The organism is Streptomyces sp. NBC_00287 (genome assembly GCF_036173105.1).
Lineage (GTDB): Bacteria > Actinomycetota > Actinomycetes > Streptomycetales > Streptomycetaceae > Streptomyces.
Genome location: NZ_CP108053.1, coordinates 3,121,927 through 3,147,028 on the forward strand (window position 1 = coordinate 3,121,927; position 25,102 = coordinate 3,147,028).

General features: G+C 70.7%; 22 protein-coding genes. 10 read left to right on the forward strand and 12 right to left on the reverse strand.

Annotated features, from left to right (window positions below; all coding sequences use genetic code 11):
- The first annotated feature begins 13 nt into the window (after nt 1-13).
- Both OHT76_RS14215 and OHT76_RS14220 read left to right on the forward strand, forming a co-directional pair.
- Nucleotides 14-1,747 carry an ABC transporter ATP-binding protein gene (locus OHT76_RS14215; protein ID WP_328871181.1) on the forward strand — a complete coding sequence of 578 codons (1,734 nt, stop codon included), beginning with the start codon at nt 14-16 and terminating at the stop codon, nt 1,745-1,747.
- Nucleotides 1,747-3,675: an ABC transporter ATP-binding protein gene (locus OHT76_RS14220; protein ID WP_328871182.1), complete on the forward strand. Its 1,929-nt coding sequence runs from the start codon at nt 1,747-1,749 to the stop codon at nt 3,673-3,675. Before OHT76_RS14215 ends, OHT76_RS14220 begins: the two co-directional genes overlap by 1 nt.
- Nucleotides 3,676-3,711: 36 nt before the next feature.
- Here the strand turns inward: OHT76_RS14220 and OHT76_RS14225 are convergent, their stop codons facing one another.
- The 5 genes from OHT76_RS14225 to OHT76_RS14245 form a co-directional block, all read right to left on the reverse strand.
- Nucleotides 3,712-5,019 (reverse strand): RNA polymerase sigma factor, encoded by a 1,308-nt coding sequence (locus tag OHT76_RS14225; RefSeq protein WP_328871183.1) that lies wholly within the window; start codon nt 5,017-5,019, stop codon nt 3,712-3,714.
- 103 nt (nt 5,020-5,122) lie between these two features.
- A complete protein-coding gene (dnaG, locus tag OHT76_RS14230) occupies nt 5,123-7,024 on the reverse strand; it encodes a DNA primase (protein ID WP_328871184.1) in 1,902 nt (633 codons plus the stop codon).
- Nucleotides 7,025-7,062: 38 nt separating this feature from the next.
- On the reverse strand, nt 7,063-8,328 hold the full coding sequence (locus tag OHT76_RS14235; protein ID WP_328871185.1) for an NAD(P)/FAD-dependent oxidoreductase: 1,266 nt from the start codon (nt 8,326-8,328) through the stop codon (nt 7,063-7,065).
- A 135-nt stretch (nt 8,329-8,463) separates the two neighbouring features.
- Nucleotides 8,464-9,747, reverse strand: a complete 1,284-nt coding sequence (locus OHT76_RS14240) for a deoxyguanosinetriphosphate triphosphohydrolase (protein ID WP_328871186.1) — start codon at nt 9,745-9,747, stop codon at nt 8,464-8,466.
- 118 nt (nt 9,748-9,865) lie between these two features.
- Nucleotides 9,866-10,714, reverse strand: coding sequence for a sirohydrochlorin chelatase (locus tag OHT76_RS14245; protein ID WP_328871187.1), 849 nt, complete (start codon nt 10,712-10,714; stop codon nt 9,866-9,868).
- 173 nt (nt 10,715-10,887) lie between these two features.
- Here OHT76_RS14245 and OHT76_RS14250 point away from each other — a divergent pair, with 173 nt between their 5' ends.
- Nucleotides 10,888-11,556, forward strand: coding sequence for a SanA/YdcF family protein (locus OHT76_RS14250; RefSeq protein ID WP_328871188.1), 669 nt, complete (start codon nt 10,888-10,890; stop codon nt 11,554-11,556).
- Here the strand turns inward: OHT76_RS14250 and OHT76_RS14255 are convergent.
- Genes OHT76_RS14255 through OHT76_RS14265 form a run of 3 tightly spaced genes read right to left on the reverse strand, consistent with a single transcriptional unit; the run spans nt 11,543 to nt 15,084 of the window.
- The gene (locus tag OHT76_RS14255; protein ID WP_328871189.1) at nt 11,543-12,310 is read right to left on the reverse strand and encodes an enoyl-CoA hydratase-related protein; all 768 of its coding nucleotides are present in this window, start codon (nt 12,308-12,310) and stop codon (nt 11,543-11,545) included. The genes OHT76_RS14250 and OHT76_RS14255 overlap by 14 nt on opposite strands.
- A 12-nt stretch (nt 12,311-12,322) precedes the next feature.
- Nucleotides 12,323-13,570, reverse strand: a complete 1,248-nt coding sequence (locus OHT76_RS14260; protein ID WP_328871190.1) for a hypothetical protein — start codon at nt 13,568-13,570, stop codon at nt 12,323-12,325.
- Entirely contained in the window at nt 13,567-15,084 is a 1,518-nt protein-coding gene (locus OHT76_RS14265; RefSeq protein ID WP_328871191.1) for an amino acid adenylation domain-containing protein, read from the reverse strand. The genes OHT76_RS14260 and OHT76_RS14265 overlap by 4 nt, the downstream gene beginning before the upstream one ends.
- A 345-nt stretch (nt 15,085-15,429) precedes the next feature.
- Here OHT76_RS14265 and OHT76_RS14270 point away from each other — a divergent pair, with 345 nt between their 5' ends.
- Nucleotides 15,430-17,529 carry a molybdopterin oxidoreductase family protein gene (locus tag OHT76_RS14270; protein ID WP_328871192.1) on the forward strand — a complete coding sequence of 700 codons (2,100 nt, stop codon included), beginning with the start codon at nt 15,430-15,432 and terminating at the stop codon, nt 17,527-17,529.
- On the opposite strand, the gene OHT76_RS14275 is transcribed toward OHT76_RS14270, so the two are convergent.
- Nucleotides 17,518-17,934 carry a gamma-glutamylcyclotransferase family protein gene (locus tag OHT76_RS14275; RefSeq protein ID WP_328871193.1) on the reverse strand — a complete coding sequence of 139 codons (417 nt, stop codon included), beginning with the start codon at nt 17,932-17,934 and terminating at the stop codon, nt 17,518-17,520. The genes OHT76_RS14270 and OHT76_RS14275 overlap by 12 nt on opposite strands.
- Before the next feature lie 135 nt (nt 17,935-18,069).
- On the opposite strand from OHT76_RS14275, the gene OHT76_RS14280 reads away from it, so the two are divergent.
- On the forward strand, nt 18,070-19,704 hold the full coding sequence (locus OHT76_RS14280) for a M4 family metallopeptidase (RefSeq protein WP_328871194.1): 1,635 nt from the start codon (nt 18,070-18,072) through the stop codon (nt 19,702-19,704).
- A gap of 81 nt (nt 19,705-19,785) precedes the next feature.
- A complete protein-coding gene (locus tag OHT76_RS14285) occupies nt 19,786-20,679 on the forward strand; it encodes an aminoglycoside phosphotransferase family protein (RefSeq protein ID WP_328871195.1) in 894 nt (297 codons plus the stop codon).
- A gap of 2 nt (nt 20,680-20,681) precedes the next feature.
- Here the strand turns inward: OHT76_RS14285 and OHT76_RS14290 are convergent, their stop codons facing one another.
- Nucleotides 20,682-21,551 carry an NmrA family NAD(P)-binding protein gene (locus tag OHT76_RS14290; protein ID WP_328871196.1) on the reverse strand — a complete coding sequence of 290 codons (870 nt, stop codon included), beginning with the start codon at nt 21,549-21,551 and terminating at the stop codon, nt 20,682-20,684.
- A gap of 81 nt (nt 21,552-21,632) precedes the next feature.
- Here OHT76_RS14290 and OHT76_RS14295 point away from each other — a divergent pair, with 81 nt between their 5' ends.
- Complete coding sequence (locus tag OHT76_RS14295) at nt 21,633-22,055, forward strand: winged helix-turn-helix transcriptional regulator (protein ID WP_328871197.1); 423 nt, start codon at nt 21,633-21,635, stop codon at nt 22,053-22,055.
- Between the two features lie 29 nt (nt 22,056-22,084).
- Nucleotides 22,085-22,606 (forward strand): GNAT family N-acetyltransferase, encoded by a 522-nt coding sequence (locus OHT76_RS14300; protein WP_328871198.1) that lies wholly within the window; start codon nt 22,085-22,087, stop codon nt 22,604-22,606.
- Between the two features lie 11 nt (nt 22,607-22,617).
- On the opposite strand, the gene OHT76_RS14305 is transcribed toward OHT76_RS14300, so the two are convergent.
- Nucleotides 22,618-23,202: an NADPH-dependent FMN reductase gene (locus OHT76_RS14305; RefSeq protein ID WP_328871199.1), complete on the reverse strand. Its 585-nt coding sequence runs from the start codon at nt 23,200-23,202 to the stop codon at nt 22,618-22,620.
- Between the two features lie 249 nt (nt 23,203-23,451).
- Here OHT76_RS14305 and OHT76_RS14310 point away from each other — a divergent pair, with 249 nt between their 5' ends.
- Nucleotides 23,452-23,970, forward strand: coding sequence for a hypothetical protein (locus tag OHT76_RS14310; RefSeq protein ID WP_328871200.1), 519 nt, complete (start codon nt 23,452-23,454; stop codon nt 23,968-23,970).
- Between the two features lie 108 nt (nt 23,971-24,078).
- The gene (locus OHT76_RS14315; protein ID WP_328871201.1) at nt 24,079-24,744 is read left to right on the forward strand and encodes a class F sortase; all 666 of its coding nucleotides are present in this window, start codon (nt 24,079-24,081) and stop codon (nt 24,742-24,744) included.
- On the opposite strand, the gene OHT76_RS14320 is transcribed toward OHT76_RS14315, so the two are convergent.
- Complete coding sequence (locus OHT76_RS14320) at nt 24,682-25,071, reverse strand: winged helix-turn-helix transcriptional regulator (RefSeq protein ID WP_443049785.1); 390 nt, start codon at nt 25,069-25,071, stop codon at nt 24,682-24,684. The two genes, OHT76_RS14315 and OHT76_RS14320, sit on opposite strands and share 63 nt — an antisense overlap.
- Nucleotides 25,072-25,102: the final 31 nt, after the last annotated feature.

Sequence of the window (25,102 nt, forward strand, 5' to 3'; positions counted from 1 at the left end):
CGAGAGACACAGCGTGCTCATACGACTCCTGCGGACCTACCTCAGGCCCTACCGAAAACCCATCGCCCTGCTGGTGCTGCTCCAGTTCCTGCAGACCTGCGCCACGCTCTACCTGCCCACCCTCAACGCGGACATCATCGACAACGGTGTCGTCAACGGCGACACCGGCTACATCCTCAGTTACGGCGCCCTGATGGTCGGCATCTCGCTGGCGCAGGTCGTGTGCAACATCGGGGCCGTGTACTACGGCGCCCGGACCGCCGCGGCGCTCGGCCGGGACGTGCGCGCCGCCGTCTTCGACCGGGTGCAGTCGTTCTCCGCGCGTGAGGTGGGTCACTTCGGCGCGCCCTCGCTGATCACCCGCACCACCAATGACGTGCAGCAGGTCCAGATGCTGGCCCTGATGACATTCACGCTCATGGTCTCGGCGCCGATCATGTGCGTCGGCGGCATCGTGCTGGCCCTCGGCCTGGACGTGCCGCTGTCGGCGGTGCTGGTCGCGGTGGTGCCGGTGCTGGGCATCTGCGTGACCTTGATCGTACGGCGGCTGCGGCCGCTGTTCCGGGCCATGCAGGAGCGTCTGGACACGGTGAACCGGGTGCTGCGCGAGCAGATCACCGGCAACCGTGTGATCCGCGCCTTCATCCGCGACGAGTACGAGGGGCAGCGCTTCCGGAAGGCGAACACCGAGCTCACCGATATGTCGCTGGGCACCGGAAACCTGCTCGCGCTGATGTTCCCGATCGTGATGACGGTGGTGAACCTGTCGTCGATCGCGGTGGTGTGGTTCGGCGCGCACCGCATCGACAGCGGCGGCATGCAGATCGGTGACCTGACGGCGTTCCTCGCCTATCTGATGCAGATCGTGATGTCCGTGATGATGGCCACCTTCATGTTCATGATGGTGCCGCGCGCGGAGGTGTGTGCCGAGCGGATCCAGGAGGTCCTGGACACGTCGTCGAGCGTGGTGCCACCGGTCTCCCCGGTGCGCGAGCTGCGCCGGCACGGGCATCTGGAGATCCGGGGCGCGGGCTTCCGCTACCCGGGCGCCGAGGAGCCGGTGCTCAAGGGCATCGACCTGGTGGCACTGCCCGGCGAGACCACCGCCGTCATCGGCTCGACCGGCAGCGGCAAGTCGACCCTGCTGGGCCTGGTCCCCCGGCTGTTCGACGCGACCGACGGGCGGGTGCTCGTGGACGGGGAGGACGTGGCCACGATCGACCCCCGCGTGCTGGCCAAGACCGTCAGCCTGGTGCCGCAGAAGCCGTATCTGTTCGCCGGGACCGTGGCGACGAACCTTCGCTACGGCAATCCGGACGCCACCGACGAGGAGCTGTTGCACGCGCTGGAGGTGGCGCAGGCCAAGGAGTTCGTGGACCGGCTCGAAGGCGGGCTCGACGCGCCCATCGCGCAGGGCGGGACGAATGTCTCCGGCGGCCAGCGGCAGCGGCTCGCCATCGCCCGGACCCTCGTGCAGCGCCCGGAGATCTATCTCTTCGACGACTCCTTCTCCGCGCTCGACTACGCCACCGACGCGGCCCTGCGCGCCGCGCTGTCCCGGGAGACCGCCGAGGCGACCGTGGTGATCGTCGCCCAGCGGGTGGCGACCATCCGGGACGCCGACCGGATCGTGGTGCTCGACGAGGGCCGGGTCGTCGGCACCGGGCGGCACCATGAGCTGATGGCGGACAACGAGACGTACCGGGAGATCGTGCTCTCCCAGCTGACGGAAGCGGAGGCCGCCTGATGGCCGGGCCGATGGGGCGGATGATGGCCGGTACCGGGCCTGACCACCGCTCGCTGGACTTCAAGGTGTCGGGCCGGCGGCTGGTCGCCCAGTTCAAGCCGGAGCGGCTCACCATCTATGTGCTGCTGCTGTGTGTCGTGGTCAGCGTGGGTCTGTCGGTCGTCGGGCCGAAGATCCTCGGCAAGGCCACCGACCTCGTCTTCGCGGGCATCGTCGGACGGGAGATGGCGCCCGGGGAGACGAAGGAACAGGTCCTGCAGGGCATGCGGGACCGGGGCGACGGCGACATGGCCGACATGCTCCGCAGCACCGACTTCACGCCCGGCGAGGGCATCGACTTCACCGCCGTCGGGAATGTGCTGCTGCTCGCGCTCGCCGTGTTCACCGTCGCCGGGCTGCTGATGGCGGTGGCGACGCGGCTGGTGAACCGGGCCGTGAACCGGACCATGTTCCGGCTGCGCGAGGACGTGCAGTCGAAGCTGTCGCGGCTGCCGCTGTCGTACTTCGACAAGCGGCAGCGCGGTGAGGTCCTCTCCCGTGCCACGAACGACATCGACAACATCGGGCAGACGCTCCAGCAGTCGATGGGGCAGCTCATCAACTCGGTGCTGACCATCATCGGTGTGCTCGCGATGATGTTCTGGGTGTCGTGGATCCTGGCGCTCGTGGCGCTGGTGACCGTGCCGCTCTCCTTCTACATCGCCACCCGGGTCGGCAAGCGGTCGCAGCCGCACTTCGTGCAGCAGTGGCGCTCGACCGGCAAGCTCAACGCCCACGTCGAGGAGATGTACACCGGGCACACCCTGGTGAAGGTGTTCGGGCGGCAGGACGAGTCGGCACAGCAGTTCGCCGAGCAGAACGACGCGCTGTACGAGGCCGGGTTCAAGGCGCAGTTCAACAGCGGGATCATGCAGCCGCTGATGATGTTCGTGTCGAACATCAACTATGTGCTGGTGGCGGTGGTCGGCGGTCTGCGGGTCGCGTCGGGCTCCCTGTCCATCGGTGACGTGCAGGCCTTCATCCAGTACTCGCGGCAGTTCTCCATGCCGCTCACGCAGGTCGCGTCCATGGCGAACCTGGTGCAGTCCGGGGTCGCCTCCGCCGAGCGGATCTTCGAACTCCTCGACGCGGAGGAGCAGTCGGCGGACCCCGTGCCCGGGGTGCGGCCCGAGGAGCTGCGCGGGCGGGTGGCGCTGGAGGGTGTCTCCTTCCGGTACGACCCCGAGAAGCCGCTCATCGAGGACCTCTCGCTGACGGTGGAGCCCGGACAGACGGTCGCGATCGTCGGCCCGACCGGCGCCGGGAAGACCACGCTGGTCAATCTCCTCATGCGGTTCTACGAGGTCTCCGGCGGGCGGATCACGCTGGACGGCGTGGACGTCGCGACGATGTCCCGGGACGAACTGCGCTCCGGGATAGGCATGGTGCTGCAGGACACCTGGCTGTTCGGCGGGACGATCGCGGAGAACATCGCGTACGGGGCGTCTCGCGAGGTCTCCCGGGGCGAGATCGAGGAGGCGGCGCGGGCGGCCCACGCGGACCGGTTCGTCCGTACGCTGCCGGACGGCTACGACACGGTGATCGACGACGAGGGTGCGGGGGTCAGCGCGGGTGAGAAGCAGCTGATCACCATCGCCCGGGCGTTCCTGTCGGATCCGGTGATCCTGGTGCTGGACGAGGCGACGTCGTCGGTCGACACGCGTACGGAGGTTCTGATCCAGAAGGCGATGGCGAAGCTCGCGCACGGGCGTACGTCGTTCGTCATCGCGCATCGTCTGTCGACGATCCGGGACGCGGACACGATCCTGGTGATGGAGAACGGCTCCATCGTGGAACAGGGCGCGCACGGCGAGCTGTTGGCGGCCGACGGGGCGTATGCGCGGCTGTACAAGGCGCAGTTCGCGGAGGCGGTCGCCGAGGTCGACTAGGCAGCACGGGGGCCGCCACCGGGCGGCCCCCCTTCCTCAGTCCAGGTAACCCCTCAGCTGGTCCGCGAACGCGTGGTCGCGGAGCTTGTTCAGGGTCTTCGACTCGATCTGGCGGATGCGTTCCCGGGTCACTCCGAAGATGCGGCCTATCTCCTCCAGCGTGCGGGGGCGGCCGTCGGCCAGGCCGTAGCGGAGTTGGACCACCTTGCGTTCGCGTTCGCCCAGGGTGGAGAGGACTGCTTCCAGGTGCTCCCTCAGGAGCAGGAACGCCGCCGATTCCACCGGGCTTGTCGCGTCGCCGTCCTCTATCAGGTCGCCCAGGGCCACGTCGTCCTCCTCGCCCACCGGGGCGTGCAGGGAGACCGGTTCCTGGGCCAACCGCAGGACCTCGCTCACTCGCTCCGGGGCGAGGTCCAGGTGGGCGGCCACTTCCTCCGGAGTCGGCTCGTAGCCGCGTTCTTGGAGCATGCGGCGCTGGACCCGGACGACCCGGTTGATCAGCTCCACGACATGGACCGGGACGCGGATCGTACGGGCCTGGTCGGCCAGCGCCCGGGACATGGCCTGGCGGATCCACCAGGTGGCGTACGTGGAGAACTTGTAGCCGCGGGCGTAGTCGAACTTCTCGACGGCGCGGATCAGCCCCAGGTTTCCCTCCTGGACCAGGTCCAGCATGGTCAGTCCGCGGCCCACGTACCGCTTGGCCACGGAGACCACGAGGCGCAGGTTCGCCTCGATCAGGCGGCGTTTGGCCATCCGGCCCATCACCACCAGGCGGTCCAGGTCCAGCGCCAACTGGCTGTCCAGGTCGGGGGCGCTGCTGAGCTTCTCCTCGGCGAACAGGCCGGCCTCGACGCGGCGGGCGAGTTCGACCTCCTCGGCGGCCGTGAGCAGCGGGATGCGGCCGATCTCCCGCAGATACTGGCGGAACAGGTCCGAGGACGGCCCGCTGGTGTCGGCACGGGCGGCGCGCACCGGCTCCACCGGCTCGGGCGCCTCGGTCTCCACTGCCTCGGCGGGCGGTTCTTCGAGTACGGCCGGGCTCTCCGGCTCGCTCTCGGGGTGGCGCACGGCACGGTTCTGTGGGGGCACCGCGACGAGAACGTCGGTCTCTCCGTCCGGCTCTGTGTCAGTGCCGCCGGCGGTCCTGCCGTCGGTCTGGGTCAGGGTCTGGGTCTGCACGGGGGCGACCTCCAGGATGATCGCTGCTGAAAAGTGCGGCAGCGCGGCTTCGAGGGCGGAGTCGGCGGCCTCGCCGCTGTCCGTCCCGTACGCGATGAGCGGAACCGCGGGGGTGTGGGACCCGTGGGGGACGGATCGGCCGCGCTCCGAGGACTCAGGCACCGGAACCCAGTGTGGAGTACGACACATCGCCGCCACGAGGGGCGTGCGGTGACTTTTTGCGTCCGGTCCGTGACCGGGTGGTTATCGCGCCGGGCCCGGAGGGCTACAGAGCTGCGGCTCCGTGCTCCCGCAGCGCCTGGTCGTACTGCTGGAGGACCCACAGTTCGTTCTGTACCGCGGCCAGTTGGGCCGGATCCCCGCCGGCCGACAGACGGGCCATCTGGGACTGGATGTCACGAATGCGGCGCTCGACGGCTCGACGGCGAACCGTGACGAGCTGTTCGCCCGCGTAGTTCTCGTCGACCGTGCGGCGCATGATCGCCTCGACCGCGAGCTCGGTGACCATCGCGCGGACCGAGTCGTCGGGCGCCGCGTCCCGCACCCGGACCAGAAAGTCCTGCGGATCCTGTACGCCGTACTCAGAGCCGCCCGCCTCCATGACGGCCTGGCGTACGGCGGCGTAGGGCGCGGCGGTGAACTCGTCGATGCCGTACGCGTCGAAGGCCGGGGACACGAGCTCCGGGCGCTGGAGGGCGAGCTTGAGCAGCTCGCGCTCGGTGGCGTAGACGGGGTTGCGGAGGTTGAGCGCCGGGCCCCCCGCCATCGGCCGGGGAGCGGCGTCGTACGGCTGCTGCGGGCCGCGCGCCGGGGCCGGGCCCTTGCCACCGCGGTCGCGGGCCCAACGGGCCAGCTGGGCCACCCGCTTGACGACGAACTGGGTGTCGAGGATGCCGAGCATGCCGGCGAGCTGGACGGCGACCTCGTGCTGGGCGCCGCTGTTCTTGATGCGGGCGACGATCGGGGCCGCCTCGTCCAGGGCGGCGGCGCGGCCCGCCGGGGTGTCCAGGTCGTAGCGGACGACGATCTGGCGGAGTGCGAACTCGAAGAGCGGGGTGCGGGGTTCGACCAGGTCGGCGACGGCCTCGTCGCCCTTGGCCAGGCGCAGCTCGCAGGGGTCCATGCCGTCGGGGGCGATGGCGATATAGGTTTCGGCGGCGAACTTCTGGTCGTCCTCGAAGGCGCGCAGAGCCGCTTTCTGGCCTGCCGCGTCGCCGTCGAAGGTGAAGATCACGCGGGCCGAGCCGTTGTCCATGAGGAGACGGCGGAGGATCTTGATGTGGTCGCCGCCGAACGCCGTACCGCAGGTGGCGATGGCCGTGGTGACCCCGGCGAGGTGGCAGGCCATGACGTCGGTGTAGCCCTCGACGACGACCGCGCGGCTGGACTTGGCGATGTGCTGCTTCGCGAGGTCGATGCCGTAGAGGACGTTGGACTTCTTGTAGATGGCCGTGTCGGGGGTGTTGAGGTACTTCGGGCCGTTGTCCGCCTCGTACAGCTTCCGGGCGCCGAAGCCGACCACCTCGCCGCCGATGTCGCGGATCGGCCACATCAGACGGCCCCGGAAGCGGTCGATGGGGCCGCGGCGGCCCTCCTGGGCGAGGCCGGAGAGGATCAGTTCCTTGTCGGTGAAGCCCTTGCCGCGCAGAAAGCGGGTGAGGTGGTCCCAGCCCTGCGGGCTGTAGCCGACGCCGAAGTGGACGGCGGCGGCCTGGTCGAAGCCGCGCTCGGCGAGGAAGACCCGGCCGGTCTCGGCCTCGGGGCTGACGGCGAGCTGCTCGGCGTACCACTCGGCGGCGATCTTGTGGGCCTCGACCAGCCGGATCCGTTCGCCGCGCTGGTGGGCGGGGTTGTACCCGCCCTCCTCGTAGCGCAGGGTGATGCCGGCCTGGCCGGCGAGCCGCTCGACCGCCTCGGAGAAGGAGAGGTGGTCGACCTTCATCACGAATGTGATGGTGTCGCCGCCCTCCTGGCAGCCGAAGCAGTGGAAGAGTCCCTTGCTCGGGCTGACCTGGAAGGACGGCGATTTCTCGTCATGGAAGGGACAGAGTCCCTTGAGGTTCCCGCCGCCGGCATTGCGCAGCTGGAGGTACTCGGACACCACGGCGTCGATCGGGACCGCGTCCCGTACCGCCTTCACGTCCTCGTCGTTGATCCGTCCTGCCACGCAGCGATTCTACGGTGGTGGACCGACAGTCCTGACGCCTACGGGATGAGGCTTTCCAGCGCTACGTGTGGGTCCGCCAGCGCCTCCTCGTTCACCTGTGCCCTCGACCGGATCAGCCGCTGGATGGGGTCTGTGACGTCCCACACATTCACATTCATCCCGGCCAGCACCCTGCCCTCCTTCAGCCAGAAGGCGATGAACTCCCGCTTCCCCGCGTCCCCTCGGATCACCACTTCGTCGTAGGAGCCGGGGGGCGCCCAGCCGGAGTACTCCATCCCCAAGTCGTACTGGTCGGAGAAGAAGTAGGGCACACGGTCGTAGACGACGTCCCGGCCGAGCATCGCGCGGGCCGCGACCGGGCCGCCGTTCAGGGCGTTGGCCCAGTGCTCGACGCGCAGGCTGGTGCCGAAGAGGGCGTGCGGGAAGGACGCGACATCGCCGGCGGCGTAGATATCGGGGTCGGAGGTGCGCAGCCGCTCGTCGACGACGACTCCGCCGCCGTGCGCACGGTCGGCCAGCTCGAGGCCGGCCGCCTCGGCGAGCCCCGTCCGGGGCGCCGCCCCGATCGCGGCCAGCACGTCGTGCGCCGGATGCTCCTCGCCGTCGTCCGTACGCGCGGACAGCACCACCCCGTCCTGCCCGGTGATCTCGGTCAGCCGCGCCCCGAAGTGGAAGCGCACCCCGTGCTCGCGGTGCAGCTCGGCGAAGAGCTGGCCGAGCTCCGGGCCGAGGACGCCGTGCAGCGGGGTCGGCTCGGGCTCCACGACGGTGACCTCGGCGCCGTACTCCCGGGCCGCCGCCGCGACCTCCAGGCCGATCCAGCCGGCCCCGGCGATGACGATGTGGCCGTTGTCCCGGCCGAGCGAGGTCAGGACGTGGCGCAGCCGCTCGGCGTGCGCGAGCCGGCGCAGATGGTGGACGCCGGCCAGGTCGGTGCCCGGGATGTCGAGACGACGGGGCTCGGCGCCGGTCGTGAGCAGCAGCTTGTCGTAGTGGACGACCGTGCCGTCCTCGCCGAAGCGGACCGTGCGCGCCGTGCGGTCGATCGCGTCGACGGTCTGGCCGAGATGCAGCTCGATGTCGTTCTGCGCGTACCAGGCGGGCTCGTGCACGAAGACGCTGTCGCGCTCCTCCTTGCCGAGCAGATAGCCCTTGGAGAGCGGCGGACGCTCGTAGGGGTGGTCGCGCTCGTCGCTGATCAGTATCACGCGGCCCGTGAAGCCCTCCGCCCGCAGCGTCTCGGCCGCCTTCGCGCCGGCGAGCCCTCCTCCGACGATGACGAATGTCTGATCCGCGTCGACCACTTGATGCCTCCTCGTAAGGGTGCCGCCACATGGGAGCGTCCCGCACGGAGCGTGATGGGGGAAGAGGGAGTGGCCCGATCAGGCCACGGAGGGTCACATTCGGGCGCGTTTTACTTCACCCACGCCCCCTCACCCTCACGAGTGCCCCGTAAGGCGTACGTGAAGCGAACGGGCCGAGGCGTCGGTGAGGGACGCGATCTGGTCCACGATCACCCGCTTGCGCGCCCGGTCGTCGGGTGCCCGGTCGAACAACGCCCGGAACTGAGGGTCGAGCCCCTCCGGCGCCCGCGCGGTCAGCGCCTCGGCCAGTTCGGCCACCACGATCCGCTGATCGGCCCGCAGCAGCTCCTGCTCGGCCCGCTGCATGACGTACCGGTCGGCGACGGCCTTCAGCACCGCGCACTCCAGCCGCGCTTCCTTCGGTACGACGAGCTCGGCGCCGTATCTGGTGAGCCGGCCGGTGCCGTACGCAGCGCGGGTGGCGGCCTCCGCGGCGAGGCAGAAGCGGCCGATGAGCTGGCTGGTGGCGTCCTTCAGACGGGCCTGGGCGACGGCGGTGCCGTCGTAGCCGTGCGGCCACCAGGGCTCTTCCTGCAGTCGGTCCAGGGCTTCGGCGAGTTCGGCCGGGTCGGTGTCCTCGGGGACGTACCGGCCGATGGCGACCGCGAAGACGGCCTGGCGTTCCGGTTCGGCATGCAGGCAGTTGGGGTCGATATGGCCCGCGTGCAGTCCGTCCTCGACGTCGTGCACGGAGTAGGCCACGTCGTCGGACCAGTCCATCACCTGCGCCTCGAAGGTGGCGCGGGTGCCGGGGGCGGTCTCGCGGACCCAGTCGAAGACCGGCCTGTCGTCCTCGTAGGCGCCGAACTTCAGGGACTTCGGGTCGGTGGGGTGGGCGCCTCGGGGCCAGGGGTACTTGGTGGCGGCGTCGAGGGTGGCGCGGGTGAGGTTGAGTCCTACGGAGCCCTCCGGGGTGAACCGTTTGGGCTCGATCCGGGTGAGGAGTCTGAGGGACTGGGCGTTGCCCTCGAAGCCGCCGACGTCATGGGCGAATTCGTTCAGGGCCTGTTCGCCGTTGTGGCCGAAGGGAGGGTGGCCGAGGTCGTGGGCCAGGCAGGCGGCTTCCACCAGGTCCGGGTCGCAGCCGAGGGCGGCGCCGAGTTCGCGGCCTACTTGGGCGCATTCGAGGGAGTGGGTGAGGCGGGTGCGGGGGCTTGCGTCCCAGGCGGAGGCGCTGCGCTCGCCCGGCGTGACGACCTGGGTTTTGCCGGCGAGCCTTCTCAGGGCGGAGGAGTGGAGGATTCGCGCGCGGTCTCGTTGGAAGGCGGAGCGGCCTGGGCGCTTGTCCGGTTCTTTGGCCCAGCGTTCCACTGACGTGGGGTCGTAGCCGGGGGGTGGGATGTGGTTCTCGTGCGCCATGCGTCGACAGTAAGCGCCTATGCGTCTGCCGGGTTCTGTTTTCGGGCGGGTGCGGCGTTCGTTGTGGCTGGTCGCGCCGTTCCCCGCGCCCCTAGGTACGTCCAGTTGCCCTTGGTTCTTACGCCGACGCCAATGCTCGTTCCTTGCTCACCGGGGTTGCCAGCATCTGGTCGTAGCGGTGCAGGAGGAGTCTTGCCATCGCCGGGTGGGGGCCCAGCGGGCCCGACGCGATCCATGGAGCCGCTTCCGCGCACTCTGTCGCGAAGCGGCCCGGGGCCGTGAAGTAGGAGGCCACGGCTATGCGGTGGTGGCCCTGGGCGGTCAGCAGCTTGATGGCGTCGGGGACCGTGGGGGTGGCCGTCGTGGCGTAGGAGGGCATCACCGGGACGCCCAGGCGCTCCGACAGCAGAGCTGCCGTGCGGTTGGTGTCCACCTTGGACTCGGGGTCGCGAGAGCCCGCCGCCGCCAGGACCACTGCCGTTCCCGGGGTCTCGGCCCAGCCCGCCTCCATCAGGCGGTCGTACAGCGCCTCCACCAGCAGGGGGTGCGGGCCCAGCGCCGTCGCCACCTTCGCCCGTACGCCGGACTCCGCCGCCATCTCGGGGATGTCTCTCTTCACGTGGTAGCCGCGGCTGAGGAGGAGGGGGACCAGGATCGCCTCTGCCGTGTTCAGGGCGGCGAGGGTGTCGGGGAGCAGGGGGGCGTTCAGTTCTATGTGGCCCAGGTGCACGGGCAGCCCCGGACGCAGTTCGCGGACTCGGTCCAGGAGGGTGTGCACCGTGCTCAGGGCTCGTGGGTCGCGGCTGCCGTGGGCCACCACCACCAGCGCGGGCGCGGTGGGGCGGCGCCGGCCGTCGAGGGAGACGAGGCTGAGCTGGCTGGCGAGCTGGCTGCTGATCCGGTTCATGAGGTGCGCCGTACTGTCGAGGGACGTGGACTCGTCGTGAAGTGATTTCGACGCCGTCATGAACCGATGGTGGTGGGCGGAGGTTGCCGCGCCGTTGCACGGGGGTCACGGGTCTTTTCCGCAGGTTCACCGTCCGGGACCCGGGGTGTGTGAGGCGGTGTGACCTGGGGTTTCAGCGGCCGGGGTGAGCTTGGTCACGCAACCGGGGCCCGGTCATCGACGTCCTACGGTGCATGAAGATCCGCCTGCCGCGCACCCGTACCGGACAGCGGCGGCTGGTGCAGGCGCTGATGGCGGCGTGTGTGCTGGCGCTGCTGCCGATGACCTGGATGTACGTCTCCACGGGCGACCGGCTGCGCACCGTCGCCGACGCGCCCCGCACCGATGTGGCCGTCGTCTTCGGCGCGGGTCTGTGGCAGGGGGAGCCCTCGCCGTATCTCGCCCATCGGCTGGACGCGGCGGCCGAGCTGTACCGCGCGGGGCGGGTCGAGGTCGTCCTCGTCACCGGCGACAACAGCCGTGAGGAGTACGACGAGCCGGACGCGATGCGCGCCTATCTCGCCCGGCACGGGGTGCCCGACGCGCGGATCGTCAGCGACTACGCCGGCTTCGACACCTGGGACTCCTGCGTACGCGCGAAGAAGATCTTCGGCGTCGACGAGGCCATCCTGATCAGCCAGGGCTTCCACATCCGGCGGGCCGTGGCCCTGTGCCAGGCTGCCGGGGTCACGTCCTACGGCGTCGGCGTGGACGCCGTGCACGACTCCACCTGGTACTACGGCGGCACCCGCGAGATCTTCGCGGCAGGCAAGGCCGCCCTGGACGCAATCTTCCGCCCGGACCCCCGGTTCCTCGGGCCGGAGGAACCGGGGGTCCAGGAGGCTCTCGCTAGCGGCCGGTGAAGCGTGGGGCGCGTTTCTCCAGGAAGGCGGTCATGCCTTCGCTCTGGTCCTCGGTGGCGAACAGCCCGTGGAACACGCGGCGTTCGAAGCGGACGCCTTCCCGCAGGCCCGTCTCCAGGGCCTGATCCACGCACTCACGCGCCGCCCTGACCGCCCTACGGCTGTAGGAGGCGATCGTCGAGGCCGTCTCCAGGGCCGCCGGGAGTACCTGGTCGTCGGGGACCACCCGGGACACCAGGCCGCTCGCCTCCGCCTCCCGGGCGTCCATCGGGCGGCCGGTGAGGATCAGGTCCATCGCCTTGGCCCGGCCGATCAGCCGGGTCAGGCGCTGGGTGCCGCCGATGCCGGGGATGACGCCCAGCTTGATCTCCGGCTGGCCGAACACCGCCGACTCCCCCGCGATCACGACGTCGCACATCATCGCCAGTTCGCAACCCCCGCCCAGGGCAGGCCCGTTGACCGCCGCGATCTTCGGTGTGCGTAGGTCGGCGAAGTGCTCCCACGCGGCGAAGTAGTCCTCCGTCATCATGTCGACGGCCGACTTGCCCGCCATCTCCTTGATGTCGGCGCCCGCCGCGAAGACCTGTTCCGAGCCGGTGAGGACGAAGCAGCCGACCTCCGGGTCCTGATCCAACACACGGAGCGCGTCGAGGAGTTCGGCGAGCAACTCGCCGCTCAGCGCGTTGCGCACGTGTGGGCGGTTCAGGCGGACGGTGACGACCCTGCCGTACCGCTCGATCTTGAGGTGGTTCATCGGATTCCCTTTCTACGAGTCCCAGATCGCTCCGTACGCCGGGATGCCGCGCCGCTCCAGGCCGTGCACCACCTGCCAGGTCAGCTTCTTGTTGGAGATGCAGATGACGGCCTCGGCGTCGAAGTCCCGGTAGGCGGCGTACGCGAGGCTCACCATGTCGGGCTTGCCGTGCTGGGAGGTGTCCCAGACGACCGCGTGCGGCTGGACGGCGAGGATCTCGTCGACGAGGGTGTCGCCGTAGGTCGTACGGGGGTCGCGGGTGGCCCAGACCAGGCGGGAGGGGACTTCGGCGGCCAGCAGGTGAGGCAGGCAGGGGCCGATGCCGCTGCCGGTCGCCACGTAGACGACCTTGGTGAACAGGGTCTCGATATTGGCGACTCCGGCCGTGGTGATGCCCTTGACCCATACCTTCGACGGCTGGTCGTCGATGAAGGATCCTGTCCAGTCGCCCGCTCTGGAGATGGTCAGCCGGAAGCCCGGTCGGCCGGGGGCGGGGACGTTGGCGAAGGAGTGCCATTCCTTCAGCGGGCTGCGGCTGACCGCCGTGGAGGAGCCGGCGAACGGGGTCTCCCCGTAGTCGAAGCGGGCCAACGCCACGTGCGGGGAGGGGCGTTCGACGCGTACGTCGACCTTGCGCAGCCGCAGCCAGGGCAGCGCAACGCTGAAGGTCACCACCGCGAGGACGGCGAGGGGGACCGGGCCCGGGGTGGACATCAGTGTGTGCGTCCAGAAGAGGGCCAGCGCCATCCAGCCGCCGAAGCGGTGGATCTTCTCGAAGTGGTCGTGGTGGCGGGAGCGGAAGGGCGGTAGTGCGGTCGCGATGATGAAGGTGAGGAGGGTCAGCAGCAGCCAACCCACCCCCGCCCGGGCGTTGTTGGAGTCCGTGAGCGTCAGTGCCACGAACCAACCCGTCCCCGCCAGCGCCCCGCCCACGTGGAGCCCGCCGAAGTGGTACACCTTGCCCAGCGACCAGCGGACCCGCAGCGGCCAACTCGTCGGGGCCCAAGTGGCCAGCCTGAAGAAGAGGTTGATGACGTACTGCTGGCGGACGACGATCGCCAGCGCGAGGTTCGCGAGGGCGGCGTGGCCGAGGGTCTGCTCGGGTACGGGCCAAGTCGCCCACAGGAAGCCGAGGTTGGCCAGGATCACCAGTGCCGCCAGCCGGTTGTAGTGCATCAGGCGTGGGTGCTTGAGCAGGCGGCGCAGCGGGGAGAGCGGCGGGGGCAGTTCTACGGCCAGCCGGTCCAGGGAGGTGGTCATCGGGCCGCCACCGCCATGCGCTCCTCGGCCAGCCTCAGCAGCGCCGATTTGTCGATCTTTCCGCGGTCGGTCTCCGGCAGTAATGGCAGGGGCATGACACTCTCGGGTACGCAGTAGTACGGCAGCGCCTGCGCCACCGCGCGCCGGGCCGTGTCGGGGTCGACGTCCGCCGGGCAGACGAAGGACACCAGGGTGCGCGCGTCCCGCTTCAGCGTCACCGCGCGCAGACAGCCCTCGACCGACTCCAGCACCGCCGAGACGGAGTCCAGCTCGACCCTGAAGCCGCGCACCTTGACCTGGTCGTCGGTCCGGCCGAGGTGTTCGAGGTCGCCCTCGGGTGTCCATCTGCCCAGGTCACGGGTGCGGAACATGCGGTGGCCCGGGCCGAGGAAGGGGTCGGGGGCATAGCGCTCGGCGTTCAGGAGGTCGTTGTCCAGATAGCCCGCCGAGACACAGGCGCCGCCCGCCCACATCTCGCCGGTCTCGCCGATGGGCACCGGGCGGCGGTCGGCGTCGAGGACGTAGACGGTGTTGTTGGGGGTGGGACGGCCGATGGTGAGCAAGGGCGCCGTCGGGTCGTGGCGGCGCATGGTGTTGACGATGGTCGTCTCGGTCGGGCCGCAGCAGTTGAAGAAGGCCGCCTGCCGGGCCCAGCGGTCCGCGAGCGGGCGCGGGCAGGGCTCCCCGGCGACGGCGACCGTGCGGACGCGCGGGCAGCTCGCGGGGTCGATGCCGGACAGCACGGTCGGGGTCGCGATCAGCACGGTCGCCGTACGGGCCGCCGCCGCGATGTCCTTGCCGCGGATGACGAGGGTGGCGCCGTGGGCGAGCGCGCCGAGGATCTCCCAGGCGGCCATGTCGAAGGCGATGTTGAGGAGCTGGGCCACCCGGTCGCCGGGGCGGATGCCGAGGGCGCCGGGTTCGGTGAGCAGGATGTTGGCGAGGCTGCGGTGGGTGACCTTGACGCCGTTGGGGCGGCCGGTCGTGCCCGAGGTGAACAGGACGTAGGCGCCGTCGTCGGGGCTGATCGCGGGGCGCGGGGCGGGGGCGTACGGCTGTGGCTCGTCCACGGCGATCACGCGTGGACCCCTCGGCACCCGGGCCAGATGTTCCGTGATGGTGAGGACGACTCGGGTGCGGGCGGTGCGGACGACGTGGTCGAGCTGGGCCGGGGGTGCCAGGCCGATGTCCTGCGGGACGTAGGCGGCGCCGGCCTTCAGGATGCCGAGCAGTCCGACGAGCATCGGGATCGAGCGGCGGACGAACAGGCCGACATGGTCGCCGGGCCGTATGCCCTCGCGGGCCAGGCGGGCGGCGAGGGCGTCGGCGCGGCGGTCGAGTTCGCCGTACGTGAGGAGCGCGCCCTGGTGTTCGGCGGCGACGCCGTGCGGGGTGGCCGCGGCCCGCCGTTCGAAGGCGCGGTGGATCAGCGGGACCGGGACGCGGATGGTGGGGCCGTGGCCGTACTGCCGGAAGAGGCGCTGGTCGCGGGGGGTGAGATGGCGCAGGGGCATGACGGAGAGAACCTCCTGGCTGTTTGAGTGGGGAGGCGTACGCCGTGCGGAAGCCGTGCAGCGGCGCCTGGCTGCACGTGGGCTCGACTGTAGCTCCGGTTCTTCAACACTCAACTAGGCGTGATCGGCCAAGTAAGGAACGAAATGCGTCACATGTGACGTCTTTCACCTCAGGGGCAACTTTCTCCCCGCTCGGCGGCAACTGAGCGGTGTGCCGGTCCGCGCCTCACGCCGGTTGGCCGGTCCGGCCTCACGTCGGCCGGGCTCCGGTGGGGAGGTCGCCGTCGACGCGGCGTAACAATCCGCCGTCACGACACGTAACACGGCCGAAGCACGCTGGAGGGCATGCAGAACACCGCCACGCCCACGCACTGTCCGTACTGCGCCCTGCAGTGCGGGATGAATCTGACGGCCGCCCCGGACGGGACGGTCGAGCTGAGTGAGCGGGCGGACTTCCCGGTGAACCGGGGCGCGCTGTGCGGCAAGGGGCGTACGGCGCCGGCGGTCCTTTCGTCGAGCGTCCGTCTGACCTCGCCGTTGGTGCGCTCCGAGGACGGCACGCTGATGCCCGCCTCCTGGGAGGAGGCGCTGGACCGGGTCGCCGAGGGGCTCGGCCGCACGCGGACGGAACATGGCCCGGACGCGTGCGGGGTCTTCGGCGGCGGCGGTCTGACCAACGAGAAGGCGTACACGCTCGGCAAGTTCGCGCGAGTGGTGCTCGGCACCTCCCAGATCGACTACAACGGCCGCTTCTGCATGTCGTCTGCGGCGGCCGCCGGAATGAAGGCGTTCGGGCTCGACCGAGGCCTGCCGTTCCCGCTGGAGGACATCCCGAAGTCGGGCTGTGTGATCCTCGTCGGGTCCAATCTCGCGGAGACCATGCCGCCGTCGCTGCGGTTCTTCAACGAGCTGCGCGAGAACGGCGGCACCCTGATCGTCGTCGACCCGCGCCGCACCAAGACCGCCGAGCAGGCCGACCTGCACCTCGCGCCCCGCCCCGGCACCGACCTGGCCCTCGCGCTCGGGCTGCTGCACCTGGTCGTCGCCGAGGGGCGCACGGACGAGGAGTACATCCGCGAGCGGACGACCGGCTGGGAGGAGGCCCGCGCGGAGGCGCTGGCCCACTGGCCCGAGTACGTGGAGCGGATCACGGGCGTGTCCGTGCCCGAACTCCGCGAGGCGGTACGGATGTTCTGCGAGCCGGAGTCCGCGATGGTGCTCACCGCCCGCGGTCCGGAGCAGCAGTCCAAGGGCACCGACACCGTGGGCGCCTGGATCAACCTGTGCCTGGCGACCGGCCGCGCTGGCCGCCCGCTGTCCGGCTACGGCTGTCTCACCGGCCAGGGCAACGGCCAGGGTGGACGCGAACACGGCCAGAAGGCCGACCAGTTGCCCGGCTACCGCAAGCTGACGGACCCGGAGGCACGGCGGCATGTGGCCGAGGTGTGGGGCGTGGACCCCGACTCGCTGCCGGGCCCGGGGCGCAGCGCGTACGAGCTGCTGGACGCGCTGGGTACGGACATTCGCGCGCTGCTGCTGATGGGCTCCAACCCGGTGGTGTCGGCGCCGCGCGCCGCGCATATCGAGGATCGCATCAGGTCCCTTGATTTCCTTGCCGTCTGTGACGTCGTGCTGTCGGAGACGGCGGCCCTGGCGGATGTCGTCCTGCCGGTGACGCAGTGGGCGGAGGAGGCGGGGACGACGACGAACCTGGAGGGGCGGGTGCTCCTGCGCCGGCAGGCGATCACGCCCCCCGACGGCATCCGCAGCGACCTGGAGGTCATGCACGAGCTGGCCGACCGCCTCGGTGTGGAGAAGGGCTTCCCGATCGACCCCGAGGAGGTCTTCGAGGAGCTGCGCCGGGCCAGTGCGGGCGGCCCCGCCGACTACTCCGGGATCACGTATCGCAGGCTCGCGGAGGAGAACGGTGTGTTCTGGCCGTGCCCGACGGACGCGAACTCCGCCGAGGCCGTTCACCCCGGCACGCCCCGCCTCTTCCACGACCGGTTCGCCACGGAGGACGGCCGGGCCCGCTTCGTGCCGGTCGCGCACCGGGCGACGGCGGAGGAACCGGACGACGAGTACCCGGTGCTGCTGACGACGGGACGGGTGGTGTCCCAGTACCAGTCGGGCGCCCAGACCCGCCGGGTCGACGAGCTCAACGCGGCCGCGCCGGGCCCCTTCGTGGAGCTGCACCCCCGCCTTGCGGCGCGGCTCGGCGCGGCCGAGGGCGACTCGCTGGCGGTGATCTCCCGTCGCGGCCGAGCGGTGGCCCCGGCCCGCATCACGACCGCCATCCGCCCCGACACGGTCTTCATGCCCTTCCACTGGCCGGGCGAGGGCCGCGCGAACACGCTGACCAACCCGGCGCTCGACCCGACGTCACGGATGCCGGAGTTCAAGGTGTGCGCGGTGCGGGTGGAAACGGTGACGTCACCGTCGTAGGGCCCAGTCGCCGGTCTCGATGAGTTTGCCGTGCGCTCTTAGGCGAGCGGCGACGGCCGGGGCGGCCACATACACCCACGCGCGTACCCGGCGTGAGCCGGTGAGTACCTCTCGCTCGACCCGTTCGTAGAGGTTCCGTGGGTCTCCCGGCGCGTAGTCCTCCAGCCTGTCCAGGGCCCTCAGGAGGTCCGCGTACTCCTCGGGGCGGGCCGTGATCAGCTCGCCGCGGACGCGGGCGCCTGGTTCCTCGACCACGTACGGATATCCAGGACCGTCGTACAGCAGCGCGCCGTTGAGGGTTGCCGGTTCCTCCTTGAGCGTGCGGCCTCGGAGGAAGACGTCGTGGTTGGGCTCTCCGGGGCGGAGGGTTCCGTAGACGAAGAACGGCAAAGTCACAGGGCTCACAGAAACGATTCTGACCCCTCACACATCTCCACGGGACGGCCCTGGCCACCGACCTGTCATGGCCCCTTAAATCGCAGGACAAGATCGCTCCCGTTCCCCCTGCGCCGGTCGCCAGGCGCGTTCCCGAGGAGATCCATGAGCCGCATACGGCCGCACGCCCGAGGTACCCGTCTCGCCACCGCCGGTGTGGCCGTCACCGCGGCCGGCCTGCTCGCCGCGACGCTCACCCCGTCCGCCGGTGCCGCGGACGGGCCGACGCGGGCCGCCGCCGTCGAGAACGCGGCCAACGCCCTCACCCACCTGGGCCTGACCTCCGCGGAGGCCACGAAGGTCCGGGATGTGATCGTCGACGCGGACGGCACGCAGCATGTGCGGTACGACCGGACGTATCGTCAACTTCCGGTGCTGGGCGGTGACTTCGTCGTCCACCTCACCAAGGACGGTACCTACCGCAGCGCGTCCCGGGCTGTGAAGGGTTCCGTCGCCCCGGCCGCCGGTGTCACCCCCGCCCTGCCCGCCACCCGCGCCGCAGACCTCGCCGTCAACGCCCTGCGCGCCGCCAACCTCGGTGAGGCGCTCCGGCAGCTCACCGCGAAACCCCGGCTGGTCGTGGACGCCCTGCACGGCGCGCCCAAGCTGGCCTGGCAGACGGATGTGCTCGCCAAGGACTCCCTCGGCAACCCGGTCGGGCGGACCGTACTGACCGACGCGCGCACCGGCGCGCAGATCGACGCCTGGGACACCCTGGAGACGGTGAGCGGTGACGGGAAGTCGCTGTACAGCGGGACGGTTCCGTTGAACACGACGCAGTCGGGATCGACGTACGAACTCAAGGACCCTTCACGCGGGGGCACTTACACCGGCGACGCGGCCAACAAGACCGACCTGTGCCTGCTCACCACCATCTGCATCAGCCGGGCGCCGTCGACGGTGTTCACCGACGCCGACAACCACTGGGGCACGGGCACCGATCGTGCGACGGCGGCCGTGGACGCGCAGTACGGCACCGACATGACCTGGGACTACTTCAAGGGCGTCCACGGCCGCAACGGCATCGCGGGCGACGGCAAGGGCTCGTACAACCGGGTGCACTACGGGACGCGGTACAACAACGCCTTCTGGGACGACAGTTGCTTCTGCATGACCTACGGCGACGGTGACGGGACGAACCTCGGTCCGCTGGTGTCGCTGGACGTGGCGGGCCACGAGATGTCGCACGGGGTGACGTCGAAGACGGCGGCGCTGACCTACTCGGGCGAGTCCGGGGGCCTGAACGAGGCGACCTCCGACATCTTCGGCGCGCTGGTGGAGTTCCACGCGGCGAACGGCTCGGACCCCGGGGACTATCTGATCGGCGAGAAGATCGTCCGGGACGGGTTCGGGCAGGATGCGCTGCGCTACATGGACAAGCCCTCCAAGGACGGCAGTTCGGTGGACTGCTGGAGCTCGACCACGGCCAACCTCGACGTCCACTACTCCTCCGGCGTCGGCAACCACTTCGCATACCTCCTCGCGGAGGGCAGCGGCGCCAAGACGATCAACGGGGTCGCGCACAACTCGCCCACCTGCAACGGCTCTTCGGTCACCGGCATCGGCCGGGCCAAGCTGGGTGCGATCTGGTACCGGGCGCTGACGGTCTACATGACGTCGTCGACGAACTACGCGGGCGCCCGTACGGCGACTTTGAGCGCGGCGAAGGATCTGTACGGCGCGGGCAGCACGGAGTACGCGGCGGTGGCGGCGGCCTGGAGTGCGGTCAACGTGGGCTGAGCGCACGGGAAATGCGGTGGCCGGGGTGACGGGGGCGCGGTTAGGCTCCCCTGCCGCCCCGGCCACACCTCTTGGAGCCCCATGCCGAAGATGCGCCCCGACGAACTCGACATCGACGCGGAGCTGGTCCGTCGGCTGATCCCGGAGCAGTTCCCGCAGTGGGCCCGGCTCCCGGTCCGTCTGGTCCGCTCGGCCGGTACCGACAACGCCATGTACCGGCTCGGCGACGACCTGGTCGTACGGTTGCCCCGGCTGCCCGGCGGCGAGGGGCAGATCATCCGGGAGCATCGCTGGCTGCCTCAACTGGCCCCGCATCTGCCGCTGTCGGTGCCGGTGCCGGTGGCCGTGGGTGAGCCCGGTGCGGGGTTCGCGCTGCCGTGGGGGGTGTATCGGTGGCTGGAGGGCTCCAATGAGCTGGTCGAACTGGCCGACGCCGCCGTGGAGTTGGGTCGGTTCATCGCCGCTCTGCACAAAGTCGACGCTGCCGGGGGCCCGCCCTCCTATCGGGGCGCGCCGCCCGGCCGTAACGACGAGGAGGTACGGGCCGCCATCCGCGACCTCGGCTCCGACGGCACGATCGACCCGGCGCTCGCGACGGAGGTCTGGGAGCGGACCCTGCGCCTGCCCGACTGGGACGGTGCACCTGTCTGGCTACACGGGGACCTGCTGCCGGGCAACCTGCTCGCCGTCGACGGACGGCTGACCTCCGTCATCGACTTCGGCTGCCTCGGCATCGGGGACCCGGCGGTGGACCTGATGGCCGCGTGGACCGTGTTCACCGCCGGGACCCGCGAGGCGTTCCGCGCCGCCGCCGACGTCGACGACGCGACCTGGGAACGGGGCCGGGGCTGGGCCCTGTGCTTCGGTCTGACGGCCGAGCACTACTACGGCGACGCCTTCGGCAACGGCATGAATCCGGTGCTGGCCGGGGTGGGGCGACGGGCTGTGGCGGAGGCGCTGGCCGAGTGCGGGTGATCTCAGCCGGCCGCGTCCGCGACCAGGTCGTGCACCGGCCGGGGCGCGGCCGCCAGCAGCTCGGGCAGGTCGGAGTCCTTGGCCTCCAGGAAGCCCGCGCCCATGTTGGAGAAGAGGGACAGGGTGTGGGTGATCTGGTAGGCCTCGAAGCCCTGGCCCGCCAAGGCGGCGCGCGCCTCGGAGAGAGAGGCGGGTTGGTAAGTGACCGGCCTGTCGTACTTCTTGGCCAACAGGTCTGCGATCTCGTCGCCGCCGAGCGCGGTGACGCCTTCGAGTTCGTACGTCCGTCCCGCGTGCCGGCTGCGTCCACCCGTGGTCAGTTCACCGTCGGCCTCGGCCGCCACCCGCACGGTGATGTCCGCGAGGTCCTCCCTGGCCACGACCGACATCCGTCCCGTGCCGAGGGCGGCGGCGAAGATCCCGCTCTCGGCTGCCGGTGCGGCGGCCGCCGCCGAGAGGCCGCCCAGGAGTTCGGCGTACAGGCCGTTGCGCAGGATCGTGTGGTCGAACGGCCCCTCTGCCAGGCGGTTCTCGGTCCACCGGTGCGGGAGCGCGAGGGTCGTGCGCTCACCGGAGCCCGCCAGGCTGGTGTAGATCACCTGGCGTACGCCCGCTGCCGCCGCCGCGTCGGCCACCGCGCCATGGCGGGCCAGCACGACATCGTCCTCGGCGTAACCGGCCGAGATCATCACCAGTACGTCGACCCCGGCGAACCCCTCCGCCAGGCTCGCCGGGTCGTCGAAGTCGATAGGCCGCGCGGTGGAGCCGTCGCCGCCGCGGGTGCCGGCCACGACATCGACTCCGTCGAGTGCGGACAGGCCCTGGAGCACCAGACGGCCGAGTCCTCCTGAAACGCCGGTCACGAGAATCATCCGAGCAGTCCTTGCGTTGATCCCATTACGAACAGCACCGAGCATCCGCCGGGTTCGGCGGTTCCATAAGGAGGCACTTTCGTGTCAGCCCCGAACACGGCCGTAAGTTCCCAGGTCAGCGCCGCTATTCCGGACGGCCCGTGTGGCGATGACGACTGTGGGATCCGTGATGTGCTGGACCGGCTGGGCGACCGGTGGACGGTGCTGGTGGTCGTGGAACTCGCCAAGGGCAGCCGTCGTTATGGCGAGTTGGAGCGCGCGATACCCGGTATCTCGCAGCGCATGCTGTCGCTGACCACGAAACGGCTGTGCCGGGACGGGCTCGTCGAACGGATCGTCCATCCGACGCTCCCGCCCCAGGTGGAGTACCGCCTGACCGCGATGGGGAGCAGCCTCTCGGCCGTGATCTCCGGGCTCGCCGACTGGTCCCGCGACCACAAACCGGCCATCGAGGAGGCGCGGGCGGAGTGGGACGCGGAGCATCCGAGCGGGCACACCGCATGACGCGGCAAGGGACCATCGGGACAGAGCGCATGGACGGACCGGCCGCCGCGCAGGCCGAGGACGCGTTCAGGCTGGTCTACGCCGAGGCGTTCGGGGAGCCGCCGTACAACGAGACCGCCGACGACGTCGCGGCCACCTTCCGGCGCTTCCGCTCCCAGGTGCGCAGGGCCGGTTTCCGCGGCGCCCTGGCCCGTACCGAGGACGGCGAGCCGGTCGGTATGGCGTACGGCTTCTCACTCGCCCCCGACGCGGTGTGGTGGGACCGGCTGACCGAGCCCGTGCCCGACGAGATGCGGCGCGAGGACGGGCGCCGCACCTTCGGGCTCATGGAACTTGCCGTGCGGCGGCCGTGGCGCGGGCGGGGTATCGCGCGGCGCCTGCACGAGACGCTGCTCGACGGGATCGAGGCCGAGCGGGTGCTGCTCAACGTGCACCCGGAGAACGAGGCGGCGTCGGCCGCGTACCGGGCGTGGGGGTACCGGAAGGTCGGCGAGGCCCGGCCCCAGGAAGGCGCGGGCCTCCATGACGTGATGCTGCTCGGGCTGCGCTGAAACCGAACCGCTCAACCCCCGTACGGCCGCCGCTCCTTCGCCTCGCGCAGTGCGGTCCCCCACCACACCAGCTGGTCCAGCATCGCCTTGGCCGCCGCGTCCGGGCCCGTCGGGTCCTTCAGGCGGCCGGAGTCGTCGAAGGAGGCGCCGGCGTTGTGGAAGGAGACGGTGTCGCGGACCGTCACGGCGTGGAGTTCGGCGAAGACCTGGCGGAGGTGCTCCGTGGCGCGCAGGCCGCCCGCGAGACCGCCGTAGGAGACCAGGGCGACGGGCTTGGCGCGCCACTCGGCGTAGTGCCAGTCGATGAGGTTCTTCAGGCCCGCCGGGTAGGAGTGGTTGTACTCGGGGGTGAGGACGACGAAGGCGTCGGCCGTCGCCAGCTTCGGGCTTACGTCGGTCAGGGCCGCGGTCGCCTCCTCGGTGCGGGCGAAGGAGGTCGGCAGCGCGACCTCGGCGACATCCACGACCTGCGGGGTGAGGTCCTCGCGGCGCTGGACGTGGTCGAGGAGCCACTCGGCGACGACGGGGCCGAAGCGGCCGTGGCGGTTGCTGCCGACGACGACGGTGACGTTCAGAGGTTCCGTGGTGGAAGTCATGCGAGCAGCCTGATACCTCAACCTTTATTGAGGTCAAGCGCCGCATCGGGTCACCCGTTCACACGCGCCGCGCACGCACTTCCCGCACACCCTTGCCGTAAGGGCGTTGACCTGCCGAAACACACTGTTCGACCAGCTTTCCTGACACCCATTCACCCCAATTCTGACGGCCCCTCAGGAAGCGCGCCCGGCCCGCTGCCCCTTACCTCGGAAGGGCAGTGACCCACCGCTGAGCTCGAAGGAGCACCGATGCGCCGTACCGCCCGTCTGCTCACCGGGAGCGCGCTCGCCGTCGCGGTCGCCGGGCTGGTCTCCGTACCGGCGTATGCCGCAGACGCGGGCAGTCTTGAGGTGTACCCCTCTTCGGCCGTCCCCGGCGGTCAGGTCACTGTGAACACGGCGGCGTGCGCGGAGGGTACGGCGGCCGGGGACGCCAGCGCGGTGGGCGCCGGTGCGTTCACGCTGGCGCCGAGCACCCATGAGCAGGACGCGATCGGCCAGTTCCGGGTGCCGTCGAGCGCGCAGCCGGGGACGTACGAGATCACCGCTACCTGCGCCGAGGGCGGCCGGAAGGTGACCGGCGACCTGGTGGTGACGCTGGCCTCGCAGCGGCAGCAGGTGCATCCGCGAGGAAGTGTGAAGACGGGGGTCGGCGGCGCACTCGGCCCCGACCCCGTACAGACCGCGGCGGGCGTGGCGGCTCTCGCCGTCGCCGCCGCGGGCGGTACCTGGCTCCTGCATCGCCGGGCGAGAGGCGACGGGATCTGACGGACACCCTCCGCTGTCCGTCCCGCCGGTACCGCATGTCCCCTCCCCCTCCGGGTCCGACGCCCCTCGCGGCCCGGAGGGGGACCAGGGTCCGTCCAGGAGGCTCGAGTGCGCAATTCCCACAGCACCGCGCGCACATACGACAACGTCGCGCGCAGGTACAGCAACACCGCGATAGCGGCCGTCACCGTGGTCGCCCTGTGTTCCGGGGCCTGGCTGCTGCGCAGTGGCGCCGAGTCGCATGCCCCGCCGCAGCCGTCCGCCGCCCAGGCGCACGCCGACCCCGCGGAGCGGCAGCCGTCCGCCGCGCCCGCGCTGCCGCCGTCCCCGCCCGACCGCGTCCGCATCCCGTCGATCCGGGTGAACGCCCCCCTGACGGGCCTCGGCCTCACCCCGGCCGGCAGCCTCGCCGTCCCGCCCGCCGAGCGCGAGAACCTCGCCGGCTGGTACGAGGCCGGGACGACACCCGGCGAGACGGGCACCGCGATCGTCGCCGGCCATGTCGACAACGCCGAGGGCCCCGCCGTCTTCTACCGCCTCGGCGCCCTGAAGAAGGGCAGCACGGTGGAGGTGGACCGGCGCGACGGCTCCACGGCCGTCTTCACGGTCGACTCCGTCGAGGTGTACGCCGCCCGGGACTTCCCCGACGAGAAGGTCTACGGCGCGGCCCGCCGCCCCGAGCTGCGGGTGATCACCTGCGGCGGCGGCTACTCACGCACCACGGGTTATCAGGGCAACGTCGTCGTCTTCGCCCACCTCACCGGCAGTCGCTGACGCCAGGACGTTCCGCTGTCCCCACACGCCCAGCGGCTCCAGGGCGGCGTTGAGAGTGACGCCCTTCGGTGTCAGCGAGTACTCGACGTGCGGCGGCACCTCGTCGTACTCCTCGCGGTGCACGATGCCGTCCGCCTCCAGCTCCCGCAGGTGCGCGGCGAGCACCTTCTCCGTCACCCCGTGCAGCTCGCGGCGCAGCTCCCCGAACCGGTGCGGGCGCACCGCGAGCGCCCACAGGATCAGCACCTTCCACTTGCCGCCGATCACGTCCATCGCCGCGTCGACCCCGCAGACGTACGAGCCCGGCCGTCGCCGCCCCATCACCATGTCCGTCCCCCTGCCTCGATGCTTTCCCGAA